Source organism: Paenibacillus chondroitinus NBRC 15376, from assembly GCF_004000765.1.
Classification (GTDB): domain Bacteria; phylum Bacillota; class Bacilli; order Paenibacillales; family NBRC-103111; genus Paenibacillus_E; species Paenibacillus_E chondroitinus.
The window spans coordinates 17752-38776 of sequence record NZ_BILW01000026.1; the positions used below are offsets into that span (position 1 = coordinate 17752).

The window sequence follows — 21025 nt, forward strand, 5'->3', positions numbered from 1 at the left end:
CTTGTTCTACTTGAGGATGGCCTCTTTTTTATCCTTTCGCTTCCGTTTCTGCCACCATGGCTTCCGAACCCGCCAAGCTCCGCTCATCATCCTTAATTGCATATAGCTCAGACAAATAAGTACGCTGCGAAGGAAACGGCTCACCCCAAGGATCAGCGCACGATGTATCGAATAAGTCCAACGCAAGAAGATCAAGTGCCCCCGCCTGTTCAACCCATTTCGCAGCATCCTCACCCTCTCTCCGTTACCGCTCACCACATCTCGCATTCATTGTAAAAGAGATCAGCCGCTGGATAATCAGTCCACAGGCGGAATTCCGTCTCCGCTTTCCGCTTGATTTTGCGCTAACATCCCGGTCAAGTCGTAGGTTGCTTTCGCGCGATACAAAGTGTATCATTAATGTAAGCTTACACAATCATGCGACGAAAGCGAGGACATCCAGTCTATGCCTGTCATCCGCCATTTCTTCCAGAGCAAACTACTCCTTTGGCTGCTATTCTTATGCTTAAGTGATGCTATATTCACAGACATTGGCTTACATCTGTCTTTCATTGAAGAACTGAACCCTCTGATACGAAGTGTATATGAATGGCATGTCGCCGGATATTATTTCCTTAAGCTCATACTTCCTTTGCTGCTCATGGCCTTCTACCCTTATATCCGGAAACGCTCCTGGGTCAAGCCCTGCCTATCCCTCACGGTGATCATCTACGGAGCCGTTAATGTGTATCACTTCGTCTGGTTATCCTATGGACTCACATACCTTGCTACCAACTAGCGGCAGCGAAAAGAACCCAGCAGTAACTTTCTGCGGATTCTTTTCGTTGCCTTATATCGTTGCTACAATTCGATCGATCTCCAGCTGCACGCGCACAATCCCTTCTTTACATGTCTCCAAGTTAATTTCTTGCTCCATCTCTTTCTCTAGCACCAAGACAGCCGCTAACAAGGACTCGGCATAGAAATTCGCAGCCACTCCTTTCAGCGTATGCACCATGCGGCGAGCAACAGCATCTTCTTGATGGATGATAGGGGGCAGCAGCTTCTCCGTGAAACAAGCATAATCTTGTTTAAACTTCTCAATCATGTATTGAAAAATATGGACTTTCTGATCGATATTCCGCAGCACGCGCTCCGGATCCATCCCCTTAATGTGCAGTAACCACTGCAAATCCTGCCACTTTTCGAGCATATCGGCAAGCTGCTTCTCATTGACGGGTTTAACCAAAATGCCATTGAGCCCAAGCTTCAGCATTTGAATCGAGTCTTTCACGAATCCGTTTGCTGTAAGCGCAATGATCGGAATCCGCTGCATTGCCTTCAGCTGTCTCAGCTTTTGCGTAGCCTCATAGCCATCCATTTCCGGCATATGAATATCCATAAGGATAAGCTTCCAGTCTTGCTGACCCACCCGTTCCAGAACCTCATAGCCATTCTGCGCAATGACCGCCTCATACCCCAGTTGCTGAAGCAGCTGCGTAATGACCAGTTGATTAATTTCATTGTCCTCCGCCACCAAGATGTGCCCCTTGGACTGGAAAAACGCCCCTTCTGCCATAGCCTGCTCCTTATCGCGATCATACCTCTTAGGAGATGGCTTCTGCCCGCTAAGAACCTGCAAAACTTTGCGCAGCGACAACCTGCTGACCGGTTTTACCAGCACTGCATCCGCCTTCAACGCTTCAGGCAGCTCGCACATTTCTTCTCTGCCTTCCAGTGTCGTGAGCGCAATCACATGGGTTCGCGAGCGGTCTACCGCATTCAGCACACGCTGCCAAATCGCTTGATGCTGCATGGGATCCATTTGCATATCCAGGAAAATATAGCGGAACGCAGCTTGGCCAGCTACTCCTTCTCCTTGTTCCAACGCCGCTAATAAGTCGGATACCGACAGAACTGTCTTCGCCTCCAGCTGAAAGGAGCCCAGCAACTCGGATACATGACGAGCAGCAATGGGATGATCCTCGGCAACGAGCACCTGCTTGTTTTCTTGAGGCAGAAGATGCTGCCTGTAAGCAAAGTACATGTCACCCTCCGTCTGCTGATTTCGTCCGAACAACAGACTGAAGTAGAAGCGGCTGCCTGCCCCTAACGTCGTCTCAACCCTTAGCACACCTCCCATGGACTGCACCAAATGCTGGCAAATCACAAGCCCAAGCCCTGTGCCTCCGTATCTCCGGCTGGTCGATGTATCCGCTTGCGAGAAAGGTAAAAATAACTGTGACAGCTGCTCCTTAGAGATCCCTATCCCCGTGTCCTCTACGGCAAAAGATATAATAATACCTTCCTCCGCATATTCCTCAAGCTGCACTTGAAGCCGAATATGTCCTTGTTCCGTAAATTTAATGGCATTATTCGATAAATTGATAAGGACTTGCTCTAATCGAAAAGAGTCCCCGCTGACGATATCCGGCAAATCCTCCGACGTATCCAGCAAGATCTCGATTCGCTTGTTGCCGAGGGAAACACTCACCAGGTCGGCGACCTTCTGAAGTGACTCTTCCAAGGAGAAGTCAACTTTCTCCAAAATTAATTTCCCCGCTTCAATTTTCGAAAAATCCAGAATATCGTTAATCGTCGCCAGCAGAACACTCGAAGAGGCGTCCATTTTACTCAAATAATCTTTCTGTAGAGGTGTTAACTCGGTACGCTGCAGCAGAAGGGACAGCCCCAGAATACCGTTAAGCGGCGTACGAATTTCGTGGCTCATCCTCGCCAGGAACTGGCTTTTGGCCCGGTTGGACTCATCCGCCTCTTCGCGCTTCTTGAGATCCGTAATATCGTGAACGGTTCCGGTGACCGCAATAATTTCCGTTCTTGTTTCATTGAAAAGGGGGGATAACGTGACATTATAGGTATGCTCAGCACCGTCCGGCTGCAGAAAATTAATGGCGAATTGCTGCGTCTTGCCGTTGATGATCGATTGATTGAAGGATCGCTCCCATTTCGAAGGATTGTCCATATGAATGACATCGGTCAATTGCTTCCCTTTTACCTGATCAGGCGTAAGTTGATAAGTTTGATACATTTTAGAGTTGGCAGAGGCAACGCTTCCATCCAGTCGAAATCTAAGAATAAAGTCCTCTGAATTTTCCACTAAGGTTCGGAATTGCTCGTCTCTAACCCTAGCTTTCATCTGAGCTGCACGATGCTCCGACACATCTACCGCAGACCCAATGACCTCGCTGACCGCGCCAAACTTGAAGATAGGTTGCAGCGTAACAAGGATCGTGAAGCCTTGGCAATCATATTCATAGCTGACTCTTTCGCCCGCCCAAGCCTGCTCATAATAGGGCTGCAGAAACTCCAGATACTTAGTCCCTAATATGCTGATTTCCTGAGCCCTTTTCCCAATAAACTGACTTGGTCGCAAACCCAGCTGATAAAGTAATTGACCCTCAATCAATATATAGACAAAATGGCCCCGGTGCTTATGAAATTTAAACGTAAACCCCGGCTGTAAGCGCAGCATATCAATGAGTTCCTGCTCCACCTGCCGGATCTGCAGCTTGTACTCCCGGGCACGAATCAGATAGCCGAGAAAACAGGCCACGACCACTACACACACCATTTGGTAGGTGAGGTATGTCCCTATGACTTGAAGGGATGTACGGTACACGACCCACATCATGCCATAGTAGAACACATATAGAAAAGCTCCTCCAAATAACCATTTGGACCAATAAGTACGCATTTTTGAAAAAGTAAAGTTAGTGCCTATAACGGCCGCCAGTCCAATAAGGAAAATCGGCAGCTGGATAGAGTGCTCTATCGCAAAGCGCCAGATCGATAGGATGAAAAAGGTAATGAGGATTGAAGGATATCCTCCCAAATAGGCGGCAAGCAGGAAACCTACACCGCGAAAATTAAGACCTATATGGCCATCAACCGTAATACCAAAACTAACCAGAATCACAACAAGAATGCCATGTGTCAGCCCCACATAAACTTTGTAATACCACGTCGGCCTCTGATCCAATTTTGTTAAAATGAAAAACTGCTCTACGAATAAGACAAACACGGTAATAATTGCAAAATTGGTAATCAAATCGCGCAGCAGAACAATCACCAGCCTATATTTAAATAACGATCTTGTTTGGTTTGTTTCGCGTATCTGTGTTCAGCATGTGCTCAATGCTCTCCGCTAGTACCGGTTTACTGAAATAGTAACCCTGCACGAAACGGCACCCGCAGTCCCTCAGCACTTGAAGCTCTTCTTCGGTCTCCAGCCCCTCGGCCACTACGAGCAGATTTAAGTTTTTGGCCATTGTAATGACGGTGTTCACGATAGCCGCATTCACTTCCCGATGTTTCAATCCCTTAATAAACGACTGATCTATCTTCAACTTATCGATCGGAAAATCCTTTAAATAACCAAGCGAACTATAGCCGGTGCCAAAATCATCCATCGCGACGCGCACACCAAGCCTTTTCAGCTGACCGAGCGCATCCGCCGCCAAATTAACATCCATGCTCATGCTCTCTGTGATCTCGAGTTCCAGGTACTTCGGTTGTAAGCCTGTTTCCTCTAAAATCTTTTGAATCATCGCGCTGAGCCCGCTATCATTGAACTGTCGTCTGGATAGGTTGACGGCCATGAACAAACGGGGGAGGCCATCTTGCTGCCATTTCACGCTCTGTGTGCAAGCCTCTCTCAGCACCCATTCTCCGATCTCATGAATCAGGCCGCTTTCCTCCGCTACTGGGATAAAATCGCAAGGCGGCACTTGCCCCAAAGACGCACTGTGCCAGCGAATTAGGCTCTCTAAACCAACGATCCGGTTCGTATATACATCAACAACGGGTTGATATACGAGATGAAATTCCTCATTCGTAATCGCCTTACGCAAATGAAATTCGATATCCATTCGTCTTTGAAACTGGTCGTGCTTCGCCTGCAGTGAGCCGGAGAGCGCAGCTTCTACGATTCCTAAGGATTTGACTGGAAACTCATGCACGCTCTGAATGCCGTTTCGTATGGCCATTTTACAGCGTTCCAGGAAATAGATGATCATCGTTTCATGGGACATAGGCCCAGTAAGCATTTCTATATGAAAATAATCCGCAGCGCCTATCCTCATAGCCTGAATGGTCTGCATGGCACCTTCGGATGTATGTGTACTAAGCACAACAATAGGAATTGGACGATGATTCATAATGAGTTGAAGCGCATGAATCCCTGCCATGTCTGCCATTGCTAAATCGATGACCACCAAATCCGGCCTTCCAGCAAGCATACAATCCAATGCGGCATTCCCGTGTTTCGCCGAACCTGTCATGATGAACTGTTCATCTTTCTGAAAGATGGGCAGCAAGCTCTCGCTCAACTCATTAGAATCACTTACAATCAGGACTCCATACCTATTTAAAAGACCCACTTCATTTACACCTCCTACAAGCAATTTCCACAATAAACCGTATTTATCTCCTATTGTACTTTCCACTTATTAGGTAACTTACCTAAATGGTACGTTTTCTCACCCCTATTCGCTAACAATTTGCTAACAAATTCCCGATAAAAAGTGTATAAGAGCAATTTACACTTAATTTTTGACACCTTATAATAGGTTGAGCAAGTAAATTGTTAGGACTTTTGATCCCTCTGTTCATTCAGGAAAGAAATTAGAAAATAAACTTAGTTTGGGGGAGTTTATGCTTGGACAGAGTGCTTTTAATTGAGGACGATGATATTATAGGTGAAATGGTCTGTATGTATCTGACAGAAGAGAACTTCTTAGTGCTTAGAGCCCATAATGGTCAGGAAGGCCTTGCCGCCCTTCGCGAATTCGAGCCGGATCTTATTCTATTGGACCTCATGCTTCCTGACTTTGAAGGCACGGACTTATGCAACTCCTTGCGAAGCTTAACGCCCGTTCCCATCATCATCATCTCTTCCAATTCCAAAGTCAGCGAGAAAGTTGAAGCGTTTACAGTAGGAGCTGATGACTACTTATGCAAGCCCTTCAGCATGCATGAGATGAAGGCTCGCATACAAGCCCTGCTGCGTCGATTCAAACAAGCTCATCCACCCGAAGAGCAGCTTGTCCAGCAAGTTGTTCCCGTACCGTCTGTTGATATGAACATTAATTTGGAAAAAAGAACGCTTTATGTGCGAGGGGAACCCATCGACATGACCTTCTCCGAATTCGAGCTTATTCGGCTGCTGTACGAGCACCCTGAACGCGTGTACCGCCGGGAGGATTTGATTAACGCTTTGCGTGGTTTCGACTCCTATGTCAACGATCGTGCTATCGATGTACATATTACAAATTTGCGCAGGAAAATTGAAGTCAACCCCAAAGAACCGAAATACATCAAAACAGTCTGGGGTGTAGGCTACAAATTTGTTTTATAAGCAAGAGGCTGTCTCCAAGGTCCAAAATGACCCGGGGATAGCCTCTTATTTGATTTCCTTCAAATTTCCGGAGAGCCCAATTTGTCGGATAACCATGCAATCTGTTGAAATATGAATGTCATGAAACTTTTTCCATATTTTTAACATAAATTGGTTGACATAGAAATCATTAATCATTTATTATTGGATTTCTGAGACCTTTATTTGCTAGGAATAGTCAGATATACATCAGATGGCAACTAACTAAACAGGGATTCACAGTGCGATAACCATTACTAAAGGGAGTAACAGGTGAACTCTTATGAATAGTGATAAATTAATTTTGGATTTGGGCAGCCATAGCGCCAAAGTATTCAAGAAATCGGATATAGGTATCGAACAAGTGGATGTTCTTACATGGGAGCTGTTGGAGAGCGAGATTTGCCTTCCATCCATTGAAGATAAGCTTAAGTCTTTGCTGTCCACACAAGGCTCCTTTTTGGAAGGCGCCCCCCTCGGAAACATTGAGGCCTTCGGGACGGAAGCGATGCGAAGGTCGCCGCACCTCTCTGAACATATGGAGGAGATTTGCAGAAATCTGCGAATTGCCTATCGGACGATCAGTCAGAAAGAAGAAGCGGAGCTGCTGCGCAAAGCGATAAGCGAATCAGATATCCCCAGCCATCTTGACGTCATCAATGTCGGAGGCGGCAGCATCCAGATTATTACCAAGGAGTGCGAAGCGCCTTATCTCATTCCTTTCGGCATTTCGGATCTTAATCAAGAATTCCAGTTACTTGGAGCTCCGCATCAAAGGCAGATAACGACCTGTATCAAATGGCTTTCCTCTCGCTTACCCGCATCACTGGGGCCGTTCGCTTACACCGGCGGCGAGAAAACGTATCTGCGCCATTTCGACATCGAGCTTGAACAGGATCTCTACTGCTCAAGGAGCGACTTTACTCAACTTACCAGGCAACTGGCTCTTCTCGAGCTTTCAGCTTTAGAAAACAATTCCCCTTTCGATCCGAAATGGATGCGCGGCGCCATCGCCTCGAATTGTGTCGTCCTTGCCGGGCTAATTAAATCTGGCGCCGGCAAATTTATGCCCTCCGATCTGAATATCGCCCACGGCTTCATGAATCAATTATAATCGCGCTGCATGGTCCCTTTTTGACCAAATCTTTGTGTAAATTTGATGTTATCAAAACCTACCCGTTCACTGCGTATTATATAATACAGTGTACATTAACTAGTTATAATTACATCTACTGATAGGCGGGTACTTCCATATGGCACAAATGATGAAAGCAGCGCTGATTAAGACATACAGCGGGGTTTCAGGCATTGAATTCGGCGAAACGTTAATTCCCCAAATAGACAGTAACGAAGTACTCATCAAGGTGCATGCGGCATCTATTAACCCCGCTGACTTATTATTTCTTTCCGGCAATTATGGCATCAAACGCGCATTGCCGTCGGTTGGCGGAATGGAAGGGTGCGGAACGGTCATCGCAACAGGTAATAGCCTCGTAGCCCGCATGCTGAAAGGAAAACGCGTAGCCTTCGTATCCGAAGTCTATGGTTCCTGGTCGGAGTATACGAAAACAAGCGTCATGACCTGCATGGTTCTGCCCGACCACGTATCGGACGAGCAGGGCGCTGTCTTCTTCGTTAATCCGGCAAGCGCCATGGCTATGGTGAAGATTGCCAAGCAGCACAAGTCCAAAGCCATCGTGCAAACGGCCGGAGCCAGCGCACTCGGCAGAATCCTGGTGAAGCTCGGCAGAGATAACGGCCTTGCCGTCATCAGTGTTGTCCGCAAGGATGAGCATGCGCAGCTCCTTAGAGAGATAGGCGGACAGCATATCGTGAACAGCAGCTCCCCAGCCTTCGAGGACGAACTCAGACGGAAGTCTCATGACCTTGGAGCTACCGTATGCTTCGATGCCATTGGCGGAGACCTGACAGGGACCGTACTCTCGGCGTTGCCGGACGGCTCCACGTTGTTTCAATACGGCCTCCTGGGAGGCAGCACAACAACGATCAACGCAGATGATCTGGTTTTCCGCCGCAAGCGGATCACAGGCTTCTGGGCGTCCGACTGGGTGAAGACCCAATCCATTTTTGAACTGCTCTCGCTGCAGGGCTCTATGAAGAAGTCGGTCGGATCGCAGATCCAGACCGAGATTAGCCAGACATTCTCGCTCTGCCAGACGGTAGATGCCATCCAACAGTACGCGGCTAACATGACCTCAGGCAAAGTGCTGCTGCGGCCTGTATAGAATTGAAAAGACTGTCCGTTGAGTAGAGTGATCTACTTGATGGACAGTCTTTTTCGTTGAGTGAGGTGCCGCGTGCCTATTCGCGTAGCCTAAAGAACTTCAGAGGCTGCTGCTGGGCCAGCTTAGAGGAACTACGATCCGCTATTTCTGCGAATAGCGGGGGTTTGGGGCCTGTTGGGGAACTACAGAGCGTTATTTCTCAACATTGGGCTGGGTTTCAGCCAAATGCTTGGAAATAACGGACCCTAGTTCCCACTCCGCGGCCAAAATCGCGCATTTCGTAGAAATAGCGTCCTGTAGTTCCCATTCAGGGGGTTAGTAGCCGCCACCAGCTACTCCTCCTCCCCCTAGAACTCCGTAATGATCGTGAGAATCACAGGTCTGCGGCCGGTTTTCTCATAAAAGAAGCGCCCGAGCACTTCTTTCACATTAATTTTCAGCACATTCCATTGGTTCAATGGCTCCTGCCCTGTTTGCAGCCTGTTCACCGTATCCGCGGCGAGAATGCTGGCACGATCTATGAGATCCTCAGACTCGCGCACATAGACGAACCCTCGCGAAATAATATCGGGTCCGGCTAAAATTTTGCCATCCGTTTTGCTGAGAAGAAGAACCACGATAAGGATTCCATCCTCCGAAAGCTGTTTCCGGTCACGCAAAACAATATTCCCCACATCGCCCAAACCATCGACCAGGGTGTTGCCCGCCGTGACCTTGCGGCTTTGCGTCGCCGCTTCATCCTTGATATCTACAACATCCCCATTGTTCAGGATGAAAATGTTAGCAGGCTCGACGCCAACAGACTCCGCCAAAATGCGGTGCTGATGGAGCATCCGATATTCGCCGTGAATCGGAATAAAATACTTCGGCTTCATGAGCGTCAGCATTAATTTAAGCTCTTCCTGGCTGCCATGGCCGGAAACATGCATGCCGGTCACTGAGCTTGAGCCGTAGATGACCTCCGCGCCAAGGCTAAACAAATTGTCGACCGTCTTGGAGACATTGCGCTCATTCCCAGGAATCGGCGATGAGGACAGGATAACCGTGTCTCCCCGATGGATTTCTACATTCCTGTAATTATTGCGAGATAACCGGGATAACGCGGCCATCGGCTCTCCCTGGCTGCCCGTGCAGAGAATGGCGATCCGCTCGGAAGCCAAGCTGCCGATCTCTGCCGCCTCCACCAGCATCCCGTCAGGAACCGTTAAATAGCCCAGCTCGGAAGCAATTTTTACGACGTTGACCATACTGCGGCCCAGCAAGGCTAATTGACGATTCGTCGCTTGTGCGGCGTCGATTACCTGCTGAAGCCGGTGGACATTGGAAGCAAAGGTGGCGATGAACACTTTTTGCTTCGCTTTATGGAAAGCCTCCTCGAGATGCTTTCCGACATGGCTTTCCGAAGGCGTATAACCCGGACGCTCGGCATTCGTGCTTTCGGATAAAAGCAGCATGACCCCCTTAGAGCCAATGTCCGCCATTTTATGAATATCCGGATATTGATTATTGACCGGTGTAAGGTCAAATTTGAAATCTCCCGTATGGACAACCGCTCCCTCGGGCGTATGAAAAACAACCCCAAGACAATCCGGGATGCTGTGATTGGTTTTGAAGAAAGTGGACGTGATGCTGCCAAGGTCAACCGTTGAATCGGAGTTGATCTCAATCAGCTTGGTACCCGCCAGCAAGCCGGCCTCTCTCAGCTTCACTTCAATGAGCCCAATCGTTAAGCGCGTTGCATAGATCGGCACATTGATTTGTTTGCGGATGTAGGGAATGCCCCCGATGTGGTCCTCATGCCCATGCGTAATAACCAGAGCACGGACCTTATCGCTATTTTCAAGTAAATAAGTAATATCAGGAACGATGAGATCAACGCCCAGCAAAGTTTCATCCGGGAATTTAGAGCCGCAGTCGATCACGACAATGTCATCCGCATATTGAACGACATACATGTTTTTACCGATTTCATTAATACCGCCTAAGGAGAAGACCGATAATTGCTGATCCAGATTGGTCACCTTACTTACCCCCTGTGTCACTTTCATTTGCGTTAATTTCCCACAAGAGGTGTAAGGCTATACAAGATGGAGCTATTCCTGCCAAGCAAAACGGTAACCAATTCCCGGCTCCGTCAAAATATAGCGGGGTCTTGTAGAATCTTCTTCGATTTTCTTCCTCAAATGGCCGACATATACCCGAAGATATTGGCTGTCGGATTCATACTGGGAACCGCCCCATACTTGCTTGAGCAATTGGCGATGCGTCATTACGCGACCGTTGTTGAGGGCAAGCACTTTGAGCAAATCATACTCCGTAGGCGTCAATTTGAGCTTCTCTCCATGGAGTTCAACGACCCGTTGGGATAAATCAATGACCAGATCCCCTAATTTCAACACAGGTTCATCTTGCGTCTTAGCGATATGGCGCAGCGCAACCCGCATACGTGCCATAAACTCGCCCATGCCAAAGGGCTTAGTCACATAATCGTCAGCCCCCTGGTCTAAGGCAGCCACTTTATCCTGCTCCTGGTCTTGGGCGGTAAGAATAATGATCGGAACCTGCGACCATTCACGAATATGCTGCAGCACGTCCATCCCTGTCATATCCGGTAATCCGAGGTCCAACACGATGAGATCCGGCCGAACCATCGTGGCCTGCAATAAACCCTCTTGGCCCGTTGCGGCTTCCGTTACATCGAAGCCATGCGCGTTTAACGTTACTCGCAACAGCTTGCGAATTTGCGCCTCATCATCAATAACTAATATTTTCGCCCCGGTTGCTGTCATGCTCATCCCCCTGTTTCTCAGCGAATTGTAACGGCAAACTGATATGAATAGCCGTTCCTTTGGGCTCATTTCTTTGGGCTACGATTTGCCCGCCATGGGCTTCTACGATGCTTTTACAGATCGCAAGCCCGAGTCCTGTACCGGGGATATGTTTGGTTAATTGTCCCCGATAAAACTTTTCAAAAATCCGATCCAAGTCCTCTGCCGCAATGCCCGCTCCTTCATCTCTGATGGTCAATTCAAGCATTTCCCGGCGCTGCTGCGCTTCGATTACAATTTCACTGCCCTCCGGCGAATACTTGATGGCATTGCTGATCACATTAATCAGCACCTGCTCAATCAGCACATCATCCAGCGGGACGGAAGGGAGCTCCGGAGCAAGCCGAATGCTCACCTTCCTATGCTGCAAAGCATCCTTCAGCTGGGCAAGGGCCACACCGACGATATCCTCGATCCCGCACCATTGCTTATTTAACCGCAGCATGCCGCTTTCAATCCGAACCATGCCAAGCAAATTCCCTACTAGCCTATTCATCCTTGTGGAACCTTCACGAATCGTTAGCAGCAGCTCACGCCGGTCTTCAGGGCTAAATACAGCTTCGCTTTCCAGCAGCCCCGTCACAGAGCCTATAATTGTAGCTAATGGTGTTCGCAGCTCATGAGAAAGCGAGTCCAGCAGCGCCGTTCGCAGCTTCTCAGACTCGGCAGTCAATTGCGCCACCTTCGCTTCATTCGCCAGCTTGACGCGGGAAATCGCAACAGCCACCAGATCCGAGAGCGCTTCGATGAAGCGGATTAGCTCCGGCATCTCCGTTAACGGCCGCTCACCGACATAGACAGCTAATACGCCGTGTACTTGATGATCTGTTTCAAGCGGGACATAGAGCGTTGAGGACTCCCTCAACGAGGGTGTGCCGCGCCCCGCGCTCGCATGATGATTGTAAACCCACGCCGCGATAGACAAATGGGATTCATCTTCCGCCCACTCGCTACCATCCTTGGAATAGGCTCCTACTTGCTGTTCACCCAATGGGTTTGGCATTAGAATAGCAGCTTTTGCGCTTAATGCTTCGGAAACATGCTGTACAATCTGATTAAGAAGTCCTTCTAAATCGGAAATGGCCGTAATTTTACGGCTCAACGCATACAGGGCAGCCGTACTGGCTTCACTCTGCTGTGCTTGATGAATCTGACTGCGAAGCTTCGAAGCCAAGCTCGCCGTGAGAGCGGCAACCGATATAAAGACAATAAATGAAATCAAATAACGCAAATCCGCAACTGTGAGGCTAAATACAGGAGGGACAAATAAGAAATCTAAAGATAATACGCCGATTGCCGCTGCAAAAAAGGAAGGCCCCCTTCCCCAGCGTACAGCACTAAAAAGAACTGGAAGCAGATAGAAAAGAGAGACATTCACCAAGCCTAAGAAGTCGCTGAAAGCTTTTAAAAATAAAGTGACCACAGCAATAAAAAGAGCTGTCATCACGTAGGATTTCCATCTGATCCAACTATTTGTTTTATTCATCATGCTCTCATTTTACCTTATTTTCTGCGGATTGCCATAGATCGTAATCGGCGACAATGAGCACATCCATTTGGGAAGCAAGCGGCAGCAGTTTTTTAACCGTAGCGTCTTTCCATACGATCATTTGCGTGGCCCCCGCTGTACTTGCTTGAGAAGCAAACATAGCCGGGATGGCTTTACGGCTCATCACTTCTTGATACACAAACTCGCCCCCAAGCCTAACCGTCAGCTTCTCCAACGTTTCCAGTTTAGGTTTCCAATGCTCGCCATTCCCCACTGCAATAAAGCTTACGTACCAAGCCGCTTTAAGCCGGTGTGCGATTCGAAACCCCCGGCGAATCAGGCGGTCCGCTTGTGAGATCTCCGTGATGCAGACATAAATAACCTCTTTTCTCCGCCATGGGCCTCGAAGAGAGTTCTTGCGCTCCATAGATTCCAGACGTTCATCTACATCATCAGCAATTTCACGTAAAGCCAGTTCCCGAAGGGCAATCAGATTACCCGTTTTAAAAAAGTTGTTCAACGCCTGATCCACTTTGATCATCGCATAAATCTTGCCTTCTCTCATGCGAAGCTGCAAAGCTTCAGGAGCCACGTCAATTAATTGCACTTCATCGGCTGCCCGAAGAATGCTGTCAGGAACCGTTTCGCGAACCCGAATTCCGGTAATTTGCTCAACGGCATCGTTTAAGCTTTCCAAGTGCTGAACGTTGACCGTTGCAATGACGGATATGCCTGCCTCCAAAATTTCCAGCACATCTTCGTATCTTTTTTTGTGTTTACTGCCGGGGACATTCGAATGGGCTAATTCATCCACTAAAATGACTTCAGGCCGCGCCTTCATAATGGCTTCCGTATCCATCTCCTCAAGCCTTACGCCTTGATAGGCGATTTCTGCCCGAGGCATAATGGCCAGCTCGCCAATCTGTTCGATGGTTCCCTTTCTCCCATGCGTTTCGAGCAGCCCGATCTTCACATCGATGCCCTTTTTGAGCAAGTCATTGCCTTCCCGCAGCATGGTATATGTTTTTCCTACCCCTGGGGCGGCGCCAATATACACTTTGAACCTGCCTCGTTTGATTTTCTCGATCTTTGCTTGAACCTCTTGCCTGCTCAGACGCTTATATTTGTACGGCTCCTTCGATACCTGCATGTGGGCAGGAAGAATGCGCTCCCCATCCCGTGCAGCACGATCGGCAACCAGAAACACATCGACATTCTTGACTCTTTTCAAAATGCCATTGATCACAGATCCTTGCCAAAAGGTTTGCCACTTGGTTTGTTTGGAATGCCCCAAGACAATACGGGTTACTTTATGATGGATGGCATAATCAACCAAGGCTTTAGGAATACAACGGCGGAATCTTAGCGGAAGCTCCTCGAACTTGCCGCCGACTTTCTCGACAAGCTTCATAATCGATCTGCGAAAAGCAGAGGCTTCCTTCGAAAGCGGTTTATTGACCTTACGCAGCGTCACAACATGAAGATCACCGTTCAACCGCTTCGCGATTTGTTGGCCCCTCCGCACATAAATGGAGCCATTCCAATGATATTGGGCGGTTACCAGGATGCGCTCTGTGGCGCCTGAAGGCCCTAGAATCCCCATCTGTTCGCGATGCGCTTCCAGCGAATCGTTAACATCCTCTGCAACGAGACGCAAGGCTAATTCTCTTAATACGCCTAAGTTGCCTCTTTTGAATACAGCAGTGTCTTTATTTCCCTTGAGATGCCCTTCTTCCAGTCGATTCAGAATCATTTCGGGCGTAGCATCGATTAAGCGAACCTCATCGGCCAGCTCCAGTGTATCTGCGGGCACACAATGCCCCACTTCAATCCCCGTCAACTTATGCGCAACTTCCATCGCGGCTGCCAGCTCATACACATTCACAGTGGTTATCACACTAATATTGTTAGCAAGCAGATACTTGATATCATCCAGACGCGTAGGAAAACGGGCATCCGGTCGATTCAGATGGGCTAACCCGTCTACAAGCACAACCTCCGGATTTCTCTCCATTAAAGCATCCAGATTTAAATCCTTTTGCTCCGTGCCGTCTTTCATCCAATGGATGCTCGGTACTCTTTCCAAATCTCCTAATTGTTCCACGGTTTCCGGCCTTTGCAGGGTAGATACCGCGCAGATAACCACATCAATCCCCTGCTGCCTAAGATTATGCCCTTCCCGCAGCATATGGTACGTCTTCCCTGAGCCGCTGACCGCACCGATATAGATTTTCAGACTGCCGCGATGCAATTTGGAGATCGATAATAAAATTTCTTCCGGCGTTTTCCTCTTGAAACCATCCAATCCAACATCCTCCCCTTTCTCCTAAAAATGACGCAGAAACCACTCCCGACCTATCGAGAGTGGTTGCCTGCCACTTACAACTTCACTTGTTTTAGCAGCTCTATATTCAGTTCTGTTACATTCACCCTTGGCTCACCAAGGAAACCGAGCTGTCTAGTTTTTGTAAACTGATCGACAAGTCCGTTAAGCACGTTCTCTGCGATTCCTGTTTCTTTACTAATTCTAGGCACTTGGGCTTTGGCCCCCTCCGGTGACAAATCCGGATCAAAGCCGGAGCCAGACATCGTGACTAGATCAGCTGGAATGTCGGTTAGGCTCGGATTCTCCTTCTTCAAAGCATCGATCTTTTCTGCCAATGACGCTGCATAATCACTTGAAGCTACCGCCATGTTGGAGCCGGAAGAAGCTTTGGGATCATATTTGGCTGTAGATTCCCTTGGGTGGAACAGCTTAGGGGACTCGAAGCTCTGTGCCAGCAATTCCGAGCCGATTACCGTTCCGCCGGATTCAATCAGACTTCCATCCGCTTGCTTGGGGAATAAGACTTGAGCCACGCCCGTCGTAACCAGCGGATAAATGAGTCCGCAAACGATCATGAACAATATAGATACACGAATTGCTATAAAAACCGATTTCATGACGCTATCTCCTCGTTTCTCTTTCTCTTTAAACGATATTTAATCCGTGAAGTATCATATCGATCACTTTAATCCCGATGAACGGTACGATGACCCCGCCAATCCCATACAGCAGCACATTGCGCGACAATAAGCGATCCGCTGACATTGCGCGATACTTAACGCCTTTCATCGCAATCGGAATCAGCAGCGGAATGATGATGGCATTGAAAATTAAAGCGGATAAAATAGCCGATTCCGGCGATGCCAGATTCATAATATTCAAGGCCTGCAGCTGCGGCATAGCCAGGATAAACATCGCAGGAATGATCGCAAAATACTTGGCGATATCATTGGCAATAGAGAAGGTCGTTAAAGCTCCGCGCGTGATCAGCAGCTGCTTCCCAATGGAAATAACGGAAAGCAGCTTGGTTGGATCCGAGTCCAAGTCGATCATGTTAGCGGCTTCCTTCGCCGCCATAGTACCTGAATTCATCGCCAATCCTACGTCCGCTTGTGCCAATGCAGGAGCATCATTCGTTCCGTCGCCTGTCATCGCAACAAGCTTGCCTTCTTGCTGTTCCTTTTTAATCGCAGCGATTTTATCTTCCGGTTTCGCCTCTGCAATAAACTCATCTACGCCTGCTTCAAGCGCAATCGTTGCAGCTGTCAGCGGGTTATCCCCCGTACACATGACGGTTTTGATCCCCATCGAGCGCAGCTCGGCAAACCGCTCCTTCAAGCCCGGTTTTACGGTATCTTTGAGGTAAATAACACCGTAAATTCGCTCATTAATCGCTACAGCAAGCGGAGTGCCTCCAGCCTTAGCAATTCGGTTCGTAATCGTCTCCAGATCATTAGGAATTTTGCCGCCTAAAGCTGATACATATTTTTTAATCGCGTCAACTGCGCCCTTACGTACTTTGGAGCCTCCTACGAGATTAAGCCCCGACATGCGTGTCTCAGCTGTGAACTCGACAACTTCCGCACCTTCGTAAGCACTGGTTTGCCAGGATTCGCCAAGTTTATTGGCAAGCTCAACAATGGAGCGACCTTCCGGCGTTTCATCTTTGACAGAAGCTTGGAGTGCAGCAAACGTAATATCTTTGGCAATCACGCCAGCTACAGGAACGAATTCAGACGCCATCCGATTCCCGAATGTAATGGTTCCTGTTTTGTCTAAAATCATCGTGTCGATGTCGCCTGCGGCTTCCACCGCTTTACCGGACATCGCAAGCACGTTAAACTGTGTGACACGGTCCATCCCGGCGATGCCGATGGCGGATAAGAGACCGCCGATGGTTGTCGGAATCAGACAGACCAACAGCGCGATCAGCGTGGAAATCTCCAGTTTCACATTCAAATACTGGGCCATTGGCACCATGGTCATAATGACGATCAAGAAAATCAGCGTTAATACAGCAAGCAGTGTCGTTAAAGCAATTTCGTTCGGCGTTTTCTGCCGTTTGGCGCCTTCAACGAGTGCAATCATACGGTCCAAGAAAGATTCGCCTGGATCGGTCGTCACTTTGACAACGATATAGTCGGACGCTACCCGTGTACCGCCGGTTACGGAAGAGAAGTCGCCTCCCGCTTCCTTAATAACAGGAGCGGATTCACCTGTAATGGCGGATTCGTCAATGGAAGCCAAGCCTTCAATGATTTCCCCGTCGGAAGGGATGATCTCACCGATTTCGATGCGAACGATATCCCCCTTACGGAGTGTAGTAGAAGACACTTCCTTGTAGGAGCCGTCCTTTTGAACCAGACGAGCTTTCGTATCGGACTTCGTTTTCCGTAAAGAGTCAGCCTGTGCCTTGCCGCGCCCTTCCGCCAGAGCTTCCGCAAAGTTCGCGAAAAGCAGGGTAAAGAGCAGAATCAGAAAGACCGCGATATTATAAGCCCTGCCTACTTCCGTCGAGCCAAATAGGTCTGGTGCAAGTGATAACAGAAAGGTAATGACGGTTCCTACTTCTACGACGAACATGACCGGATTTTTAATCATTACCCATGGATTTAATTTTTTAAATGAATCCGCGATAGCTTGATTGACAATTTCTTTTGTTAATGTTTTTTTACGTTCCACTGCCATGTAAATCCTCCCTCTCTAGTACGTCTATCCTCAACGCGCTGCCAAATGTTCAGCAATCGGTCCCAATGCCAGCGCCGGGAAGAACGTTAGAGCACCGATAACTAAAATAATCATGATTAAAATCCCCATAAATAAAGGTGTATTCGTCCGAAGCGTACCTGTTGTAACGGGCACAACACGCTTAGTAGCAAGTGAGCCTGCTATTGCGAGCATGGCGATAATGGAAATATAGCGTCCAACCAGCATGACAAGACCAATGCTCATGGCATAAAAGTTCGTTCCGGCGCTCAAACCGCCAAAGGCAGATCCGTTATTGGCTGCACCGGAGGTGAAGGCATACAGAACTTCAGACAGACCATGCATCCCTTGATTCGCTATGGACGTGACCGATTCAGGACGAATCAACGCCCAAGCCGTCGGTGCCAAAATAATGAGCGGATGCGTCAAAATCGCGATCGCAGCCAGCTTGACTTCTTTGCCTTCAATTTTTTTGCCCATAAATTCTGGTGTACGTCCAACCATTAGCCCACAAATGAATACGGACAAGATGAGATAAAGCAGTCCGTTTAATAAGCCGACCCCTTTGCCGCCAAACACGTTATTTAACATCATTTCCGCAAAAGGAACAATACTTCCTAGCGGTGTAAGCGATTCATGCATCGCATTAACAGAGCCTGTAGTAGCTGCTGTAGTAACGGTTGTGAAAAGGGCCGTTTCGGATAGTCCGAATCGAACTTCCTTGCCTTCCATATTGCCATGAACGCCTAACGCATCTACAGCAGCAATACCTTTATACTCCGCGTAGAACACCGTGGCCAACATGACCAAGAAGATAATTCCCATAGCAGCGAATACGGTCCAGCCTTGCTTCTTGTTCTTAATCATTAGTCCGAATGCATAGACGAGCGACGTAGGCAAAAGCATCATACAAATGATATGGATCATATTAGTAAATGGCGTTGGGTTCTCAAACGGGTGCGCAGCATTCGTCCCAAACCACCCGCCACCGTTGGTGCCGATATGCTTGATCGATTCCAACGAAGCTACTAAACCGCGGGTAATCGTTTGTTCGGCCCCTTCAATCGTTGTCGCTTGAACAGCTCCCAACAAGGTTTGTGGAACACCTTGAAAAACTAAGATTAAAGCGACAATAAAACTAAGCGGCAGAAACACGCGAGTAATCGACCTGGTCATATCCACGTAGAAGTTTCCGAGGTTATCTTGACGGCCCACTAATCCGCGGATAAAAGCTACCGCTACGGCGAATCCGGTTGCCGCCGATGTAAACATCGGGAACGTAATGGCTACCATTTGCGATAGATAGGACATCGTGTTTTCACCACTGTAAGCTTGCCAGTTCGTATTCGTAATAAAAGAAATAGCTGTATTAAAAGCGATTGTTGGTGATACATTATCTATTCCATCTGGATTAAGCGGCAGATACTTTTGAAGCCGAAATACGGCGTACATGAGGATCATCATGACAAAGTTGACGATTAATACAGCTCCTAAGTACTTCTTCCATCCCATCGCTTCGTCTTCTTTAACACCCATTAGGCGATAGGACACGCGCTCGAAGGGGCCGAACACACGATCCAGACCACTCTTTTCATAACCAAACACTTTCACCAAGTAGCTGCCCACCGGCTTCACCAAAATCATGATAATCACCAGTGTGATGACTACTTGCAACAATCCCATACCCATAGTAGGTTCTCCCCCTGCTTTACATAAGTTCTAATTTATCCATTAAAATTTCTCCGGCTTCACCAAAACAAAGCCAAGATACACCATGAGTGCTAATGCAATTAATCCAATCACAATCATTTGGTTGCCTCCTAATAAGTTTTCATTCAAAAACTCCCATCGAAAGCATCAGCTTACGCTTTTTCGCAAAATTTCATAAAGCCCCAAAACCCCAGAAAGGTTAATGCCATTAATAAGACCATCGTTACATCGTTGTACATCGCGCACCTCCTCCAAGTCAGACAGATCCTAATTTATTGGTTTGTAATAGAGATGATAGAAGGAACTTCACATCACCGTTTTTGGAATAAATAACATAGTCAGCGCCTAGCCCTTTATAAATCAATCTGGGATTTACACTTTGGGTAATCACATACATCGGCCCTGACGTCCAACTGCGGCATATCTGAATATAGCGACAGCATAACGTCAAGCTTTCTTCGAATAGAATAATGCTCCCAATTGGATAATCGGGAATATGAGGTGAACCCGGTAATGACGTATCCACCTGGATGATCTTTTTTACTCCCTGCCCTTCTAGCTTGCGTTTTTCCATCTTGTTATTCGTTAAAGCAACATAAGGAAACCCAGCCAACCTGATCTGTTTCATAAAGTTCTCGCCTGCCTTGGTTGGCGCCGCTATTAGCAGCAAATCGCTTTGCATGGCCTTCATCGCTTCCTTTCCTGACTCATTGTAACGCTGAACGGTATAAAAATGAGGTAAAGAATCCTTGGCATGCATATAAAAAAAACATAAAAATGCGCATGCTTAGAAAGAAACATAGGCCTCTGAATGGTCAAAAATATAAGAACGATTCGATAGAACATCCAATTCTTTGTTGCCAATAGATTTATGTTGAAGCTTCTCTGACAGGTCTGTTAATGCCGACTCGATCACATGAGTCCTTACTTCTCCCCATGCCTCTTTTTTCTGACGGACATAGTGCAAACCATCCTCAAGGGATAGCCCTTTGAGCTTCTGAAAGACAACAGCCCATTGAACGAAGTCTCCCTTCAGATTGCCGCACGGAATTTCATAATCTCCTAAACCGCTTGCTCCCAGGCTTGTTGAGATGGAAAGCATGCCGCAATGACAGTCGCGGCCATGTCCAGGTAGCAGCTTGTCGGATAACTCATCATCAAAGCGATAGCATTCAATTCGGGTAATCTTGCATTCAGGAACCATGTGTAGATTCACTCTCCTCATTTGATGCTCTGAATCTTACGCCTTGGAGATCCGCCTTGTAAAACGTGCCGCGACCTTCTTTTTGCCGTATAGACGAATGGATACGTTTTCAAATAATTCGTGCATGAATTTTCGATATTCAA

Annotated in this window: 17 protein-coding genes; 4 read left to right on the plus strand and 13 right to left on the minus strand. The window is 47.8% G+C overall.

Features of this window, described 5'->3' with window-relative positions; translation table 11 throughout:
- Window positions 1–6: 6 nt before the first annotated feature.
- Window positions 7–228, minus strand: a complete 222-nt coding sequence (locus tag PCH02S_RS24065; protein ID WP_127456646.1) for a hypothetical protein — start codon at window positions 226–228, stop codon at window positions 7–9.
- A gap of 217 nt (window positions 229–445) precedes the next feature.
- Between PCH02S_RS24065 and PCH02S_RS37050 the strand changes: the two genes are divergently transcribed.
- Window positions 446–778, plus strand: coding sequence for a DUF5658 family protein (locus PCH02S_RS37050; RefSeq protein WP_407670122.1), 333 nt, complete (start codon window positions 446–448; stop codon window positions 776–778).
- Between the two features lie 51 nt (window positions 779–829).
- On the opposite strand, the gene PCH02S_RS24070 is transcribed toward PCH02S_RS37050, so the two are convergent.
- On the minus strand, window positions 830–4069 hold the full coding sequence (locus PCH02S_RS24070; RefSeq protein ID WP_127456647.1) for a response regulator: 3240 nt from the start codon (window positions 4067–4069) through the stop codon (window positions 830–832).
- A gap of 10 nt (window positions 4070–4079) precedes the next feature.
- Window positions 4080–5378 carry a GGDEF/EAL domain-containing response regulator gene (locus tag PCH02S_RS24075; RefSeq protein WP_164819717.1) on the minus strand — a complete coding sequence of 433 codons (1299 nt, stop codon included), beginning with the start codon at window positions 5376–5378 and terminating at the stop codon, window positions 4080–4082.
- A 287-nt stretch (window positions 5379–5665) separates the two neighbouring features.
- On the opposite strand from PCH02S_RS24075, the gene PCH02S_RS24080 reads away from it, so the two are divergent.
- The 3 genes from PCH02S_RS24080 (at window position 5666) to PCH02S_RS24090 (ending at window position 8619) form a co-directional block, all read left to right on the plus strand.
- On the plus strand, window positions 5666–6355 hold the full coding sequence (locus tag PCH02S_RS24080; protein WP_307719948.1) for a response regulator transcription factor: 690 nt from the start codon (window positions 5666–5668) through the stop codon (window positions 6353–6355).
- Between the two features lie 301 nt (window positions 6356–6656).
- Window positions 6657–7487: a Ppx/GppA phosphatase family protein gene (locus PCH02S_RS24085; protein WP_127456650.1), complete on the plus strand. Its 831-nt coding sequence runs from the start codon at window positions 6657–6659 to the stop codon at window positions 7485–7487.
- 139 nt (window positions 7488–7626) lie between these two features.
- Window positions 7627–8619, plus strand: coding sequence for a zinc-binding dehydrogenase (locus PCH02S_RS24090; RefSeq protein WP_127456651.1), 993 nt, complete (start codon window positions 7627–7629; stop codon window positions 8617–8619).
- Between the two features lie 347 nt (window positions 8620–8966).
- Here the strand turns inward: PCH02S_RS24090 and PCH02S_RS24095 are convergent, their stop codons facing one another.
- The 10 genes from PCH02S_RS24095 to PCH02S_RS24140 form a co-directional block, all read right to left on the minus strand.
- Window positions 8967–10640, minus strand: coding sequence for a ribonuclease J (locus PCH02S_RS24095; RefSeq protein WP_268597466.1), 1674 nt, complete (start codon window positions 10638–10640; stop codon window positions 8967–8969).
- Between the two features lie 72 nt (window positions 10641–10712).
- A complete protein-coding gene (locus PCH02S_RS24100; RefSeq protein WP_127456653.1) occupies window positions 10713–11408 on the minus strand; it encodes a response regulator in 696 nt (231 codons plus the stop codon).
- Window positions 11374–12936: an ATP-binding protein gene (locus tag PCH02S_RS24105; RefSeq protein WP_127456654.1), complete on the minus strand. Its 1563-nt coding sequence runs from the start codon at window positions 12934–12936 to the stop codon at window positions 11374–11376. The genes PCH02S_RS24100 and PCH02S_RS24105 overlap by 35 nt, the downstream gene beginning before the upstream one ends.
- Window positions 12937–12940: 4 nt before the next feature.
- Window positions 12941–15241 carry a histidine kinase gene (locus PCH02S_RS24110; protein ID WP_127456655.1) on the minus strand — a complete coding sequence of 767 codons (2301 nt, stop codon included), beginning with the start codon at window positions 15239–15241 and terminating at the stop codon, window positions 12941–12943.
- Window positions 15242–15315: 74 nt separating this feature from the next.
- Complete coding sequence (gene kdpC, locus PCH02S_RS24115; RefSeq protein ID WP_127456656.1) at window positions 15316–15879, minus strand: potassium-transporting ATPase subunit KdpC; 564 nt, start codon at window positions 15877–15879, stop codon at window positions 15316–15318.
- Window positions 15880–15907: 28 nt separating this feature from the next.
- Window positions 15908–17950, minus strand: coding sequence for a potassium-transporting ATPase subunit KdpB (kdpB, locus tag PCH02S_RS24120; RefSeq protein ID WP_127456657.1), 2043 nt, complete (start codon window positions 17948–17950; stop codon window positions 15908–15910).
- A gap of 30 nt (window positions 17951–17980) precedes the next feature.
- Window positions 17981–19651 carry a potassium-transporting ATPase subunit KdpA gene (gene kdpA, locus PCH02S_RS24125; protein ID WP_127456702.1) on the minus strand — a complete coding sequence of 557 codons (1671 nt, stop codon included), beginning with the start codon at window positions 19649–19651 and terminating at the stop codon, window positions 17981–17983.
- Between the two features lie 48 nt (window positions 19652–19699).
- On the minus strand, window positions 19700–19777 hold the full coding sequence (locus PCH02S_RS37055; RefSeq protein WP_127456703.1) for a potassium-transporting ATPase subunit F: 78 nt from the start codon (window positions 19775–19777) through the stop codon (window positions 19700–19702).
- Window positions 19778–19934: 157 nt separating this feature from the next.
- Window positions 19935–20369, minus strand: coding sequence for a hypothetical protein (locus PCH02S_RS24135; RefSeq protein ID WP_127456658.1), 435 nt, complete (start codon window positions 20367–20369; stop codon window positions 19935–19937).
- Between the two features lie 96 nt (window positions 20370–20465).
- A complete protein-coding gene (locus PCH02S_RS24140) occupies window positions 20466–20882 on the minus strand; it encodes a hypothetical protein (RefSeq protein ID WP_127456659.1) in 417 nt (138 codons plus the stop codon).
- Window positions 20883–21025: the final 143 nt, after the last annotated feature.

Coding starts and splice junctions, on each gene's coding strand:
- PCH02S_RS24065 (WP_127456646.1), bottom strand. CDS start 228: ATGCTGCGAAATGGGTTGAACAGGCGGGGGCACTTGATCTTCTTGCGT.
- PCH02S_RS37050 (WP_407670122.1), top strand. CDS start 446: ATGCCTGTCATCCGCCATTTCTTCCAGAGCAAACTACTCCTTTGGCTG.
- PCH02S_RS24085 (WP_127456650.1), top strand. CDS start 6,657: ATGAATAGTGATAAATTAATTTTGGATTTGGGCAGCCATAGCGCCAAA.
- PCH02S_RS24090 (WP_127456651.1), top strand. CDS start 7,627: ATGGCACAAATGATGAAAGCAGCGCTGATTAAGACATACAGCGGGGTT.
- PCH02S_RS24100 (WP_127456653.1), bottom strand. CDS start 11,408: ATGACAGCAACCGGGGCGAAAATATTAGTTATTGATGATGAGGCGCAA.
- PCH02S_RS24105 (WP_127456654.1), bottom strand. CDS start 12,936: ATGATGAATAAAACAAATAGTTGGATCAGATGGAAATCCTACGTGATG.
- kdpC (WP_127456656.1), bottom strand. CDS start 15,879: ATGAAATCGGTTTTTATAGCAATTCGTGTATCTATATTGTTCATGATC.
- kdpB (WP_127456657.1), bottom strand. CDS start 17,950: ATGGCAGTGGAACGTAAAAAAACATTAACAAAAGAAATTGTCAATCAA.
- kdpA (WP_127456702.1), bottom strand. CDS start 19,651: ATGGGATTGTTGCAAGTAGTCATCACACTGGTGATTATCATGATTTTG.
- PCH02S_RS37055 (WP_127456703.1), bottom strand. CDS start 19,777: ATGATTGTGATTGGATTAATTGCATTAGCACTCATGGTGTATCTTGGC.
- PCH02S_RS24135 (WP_127456658.1), bottom strand. CDS start 20,369: ATGAAGGCCATGCAAAGCGATTTGCTGCTAATAGCGGCGCCAACCAAG.
- PCH02S_RS24140 (WP_127456659.1), bottom strand. CDS start 20,882: ATGGTTCCTGAATGCAAGATTACCCGAATTGAATGCTATCGCTTTGAT.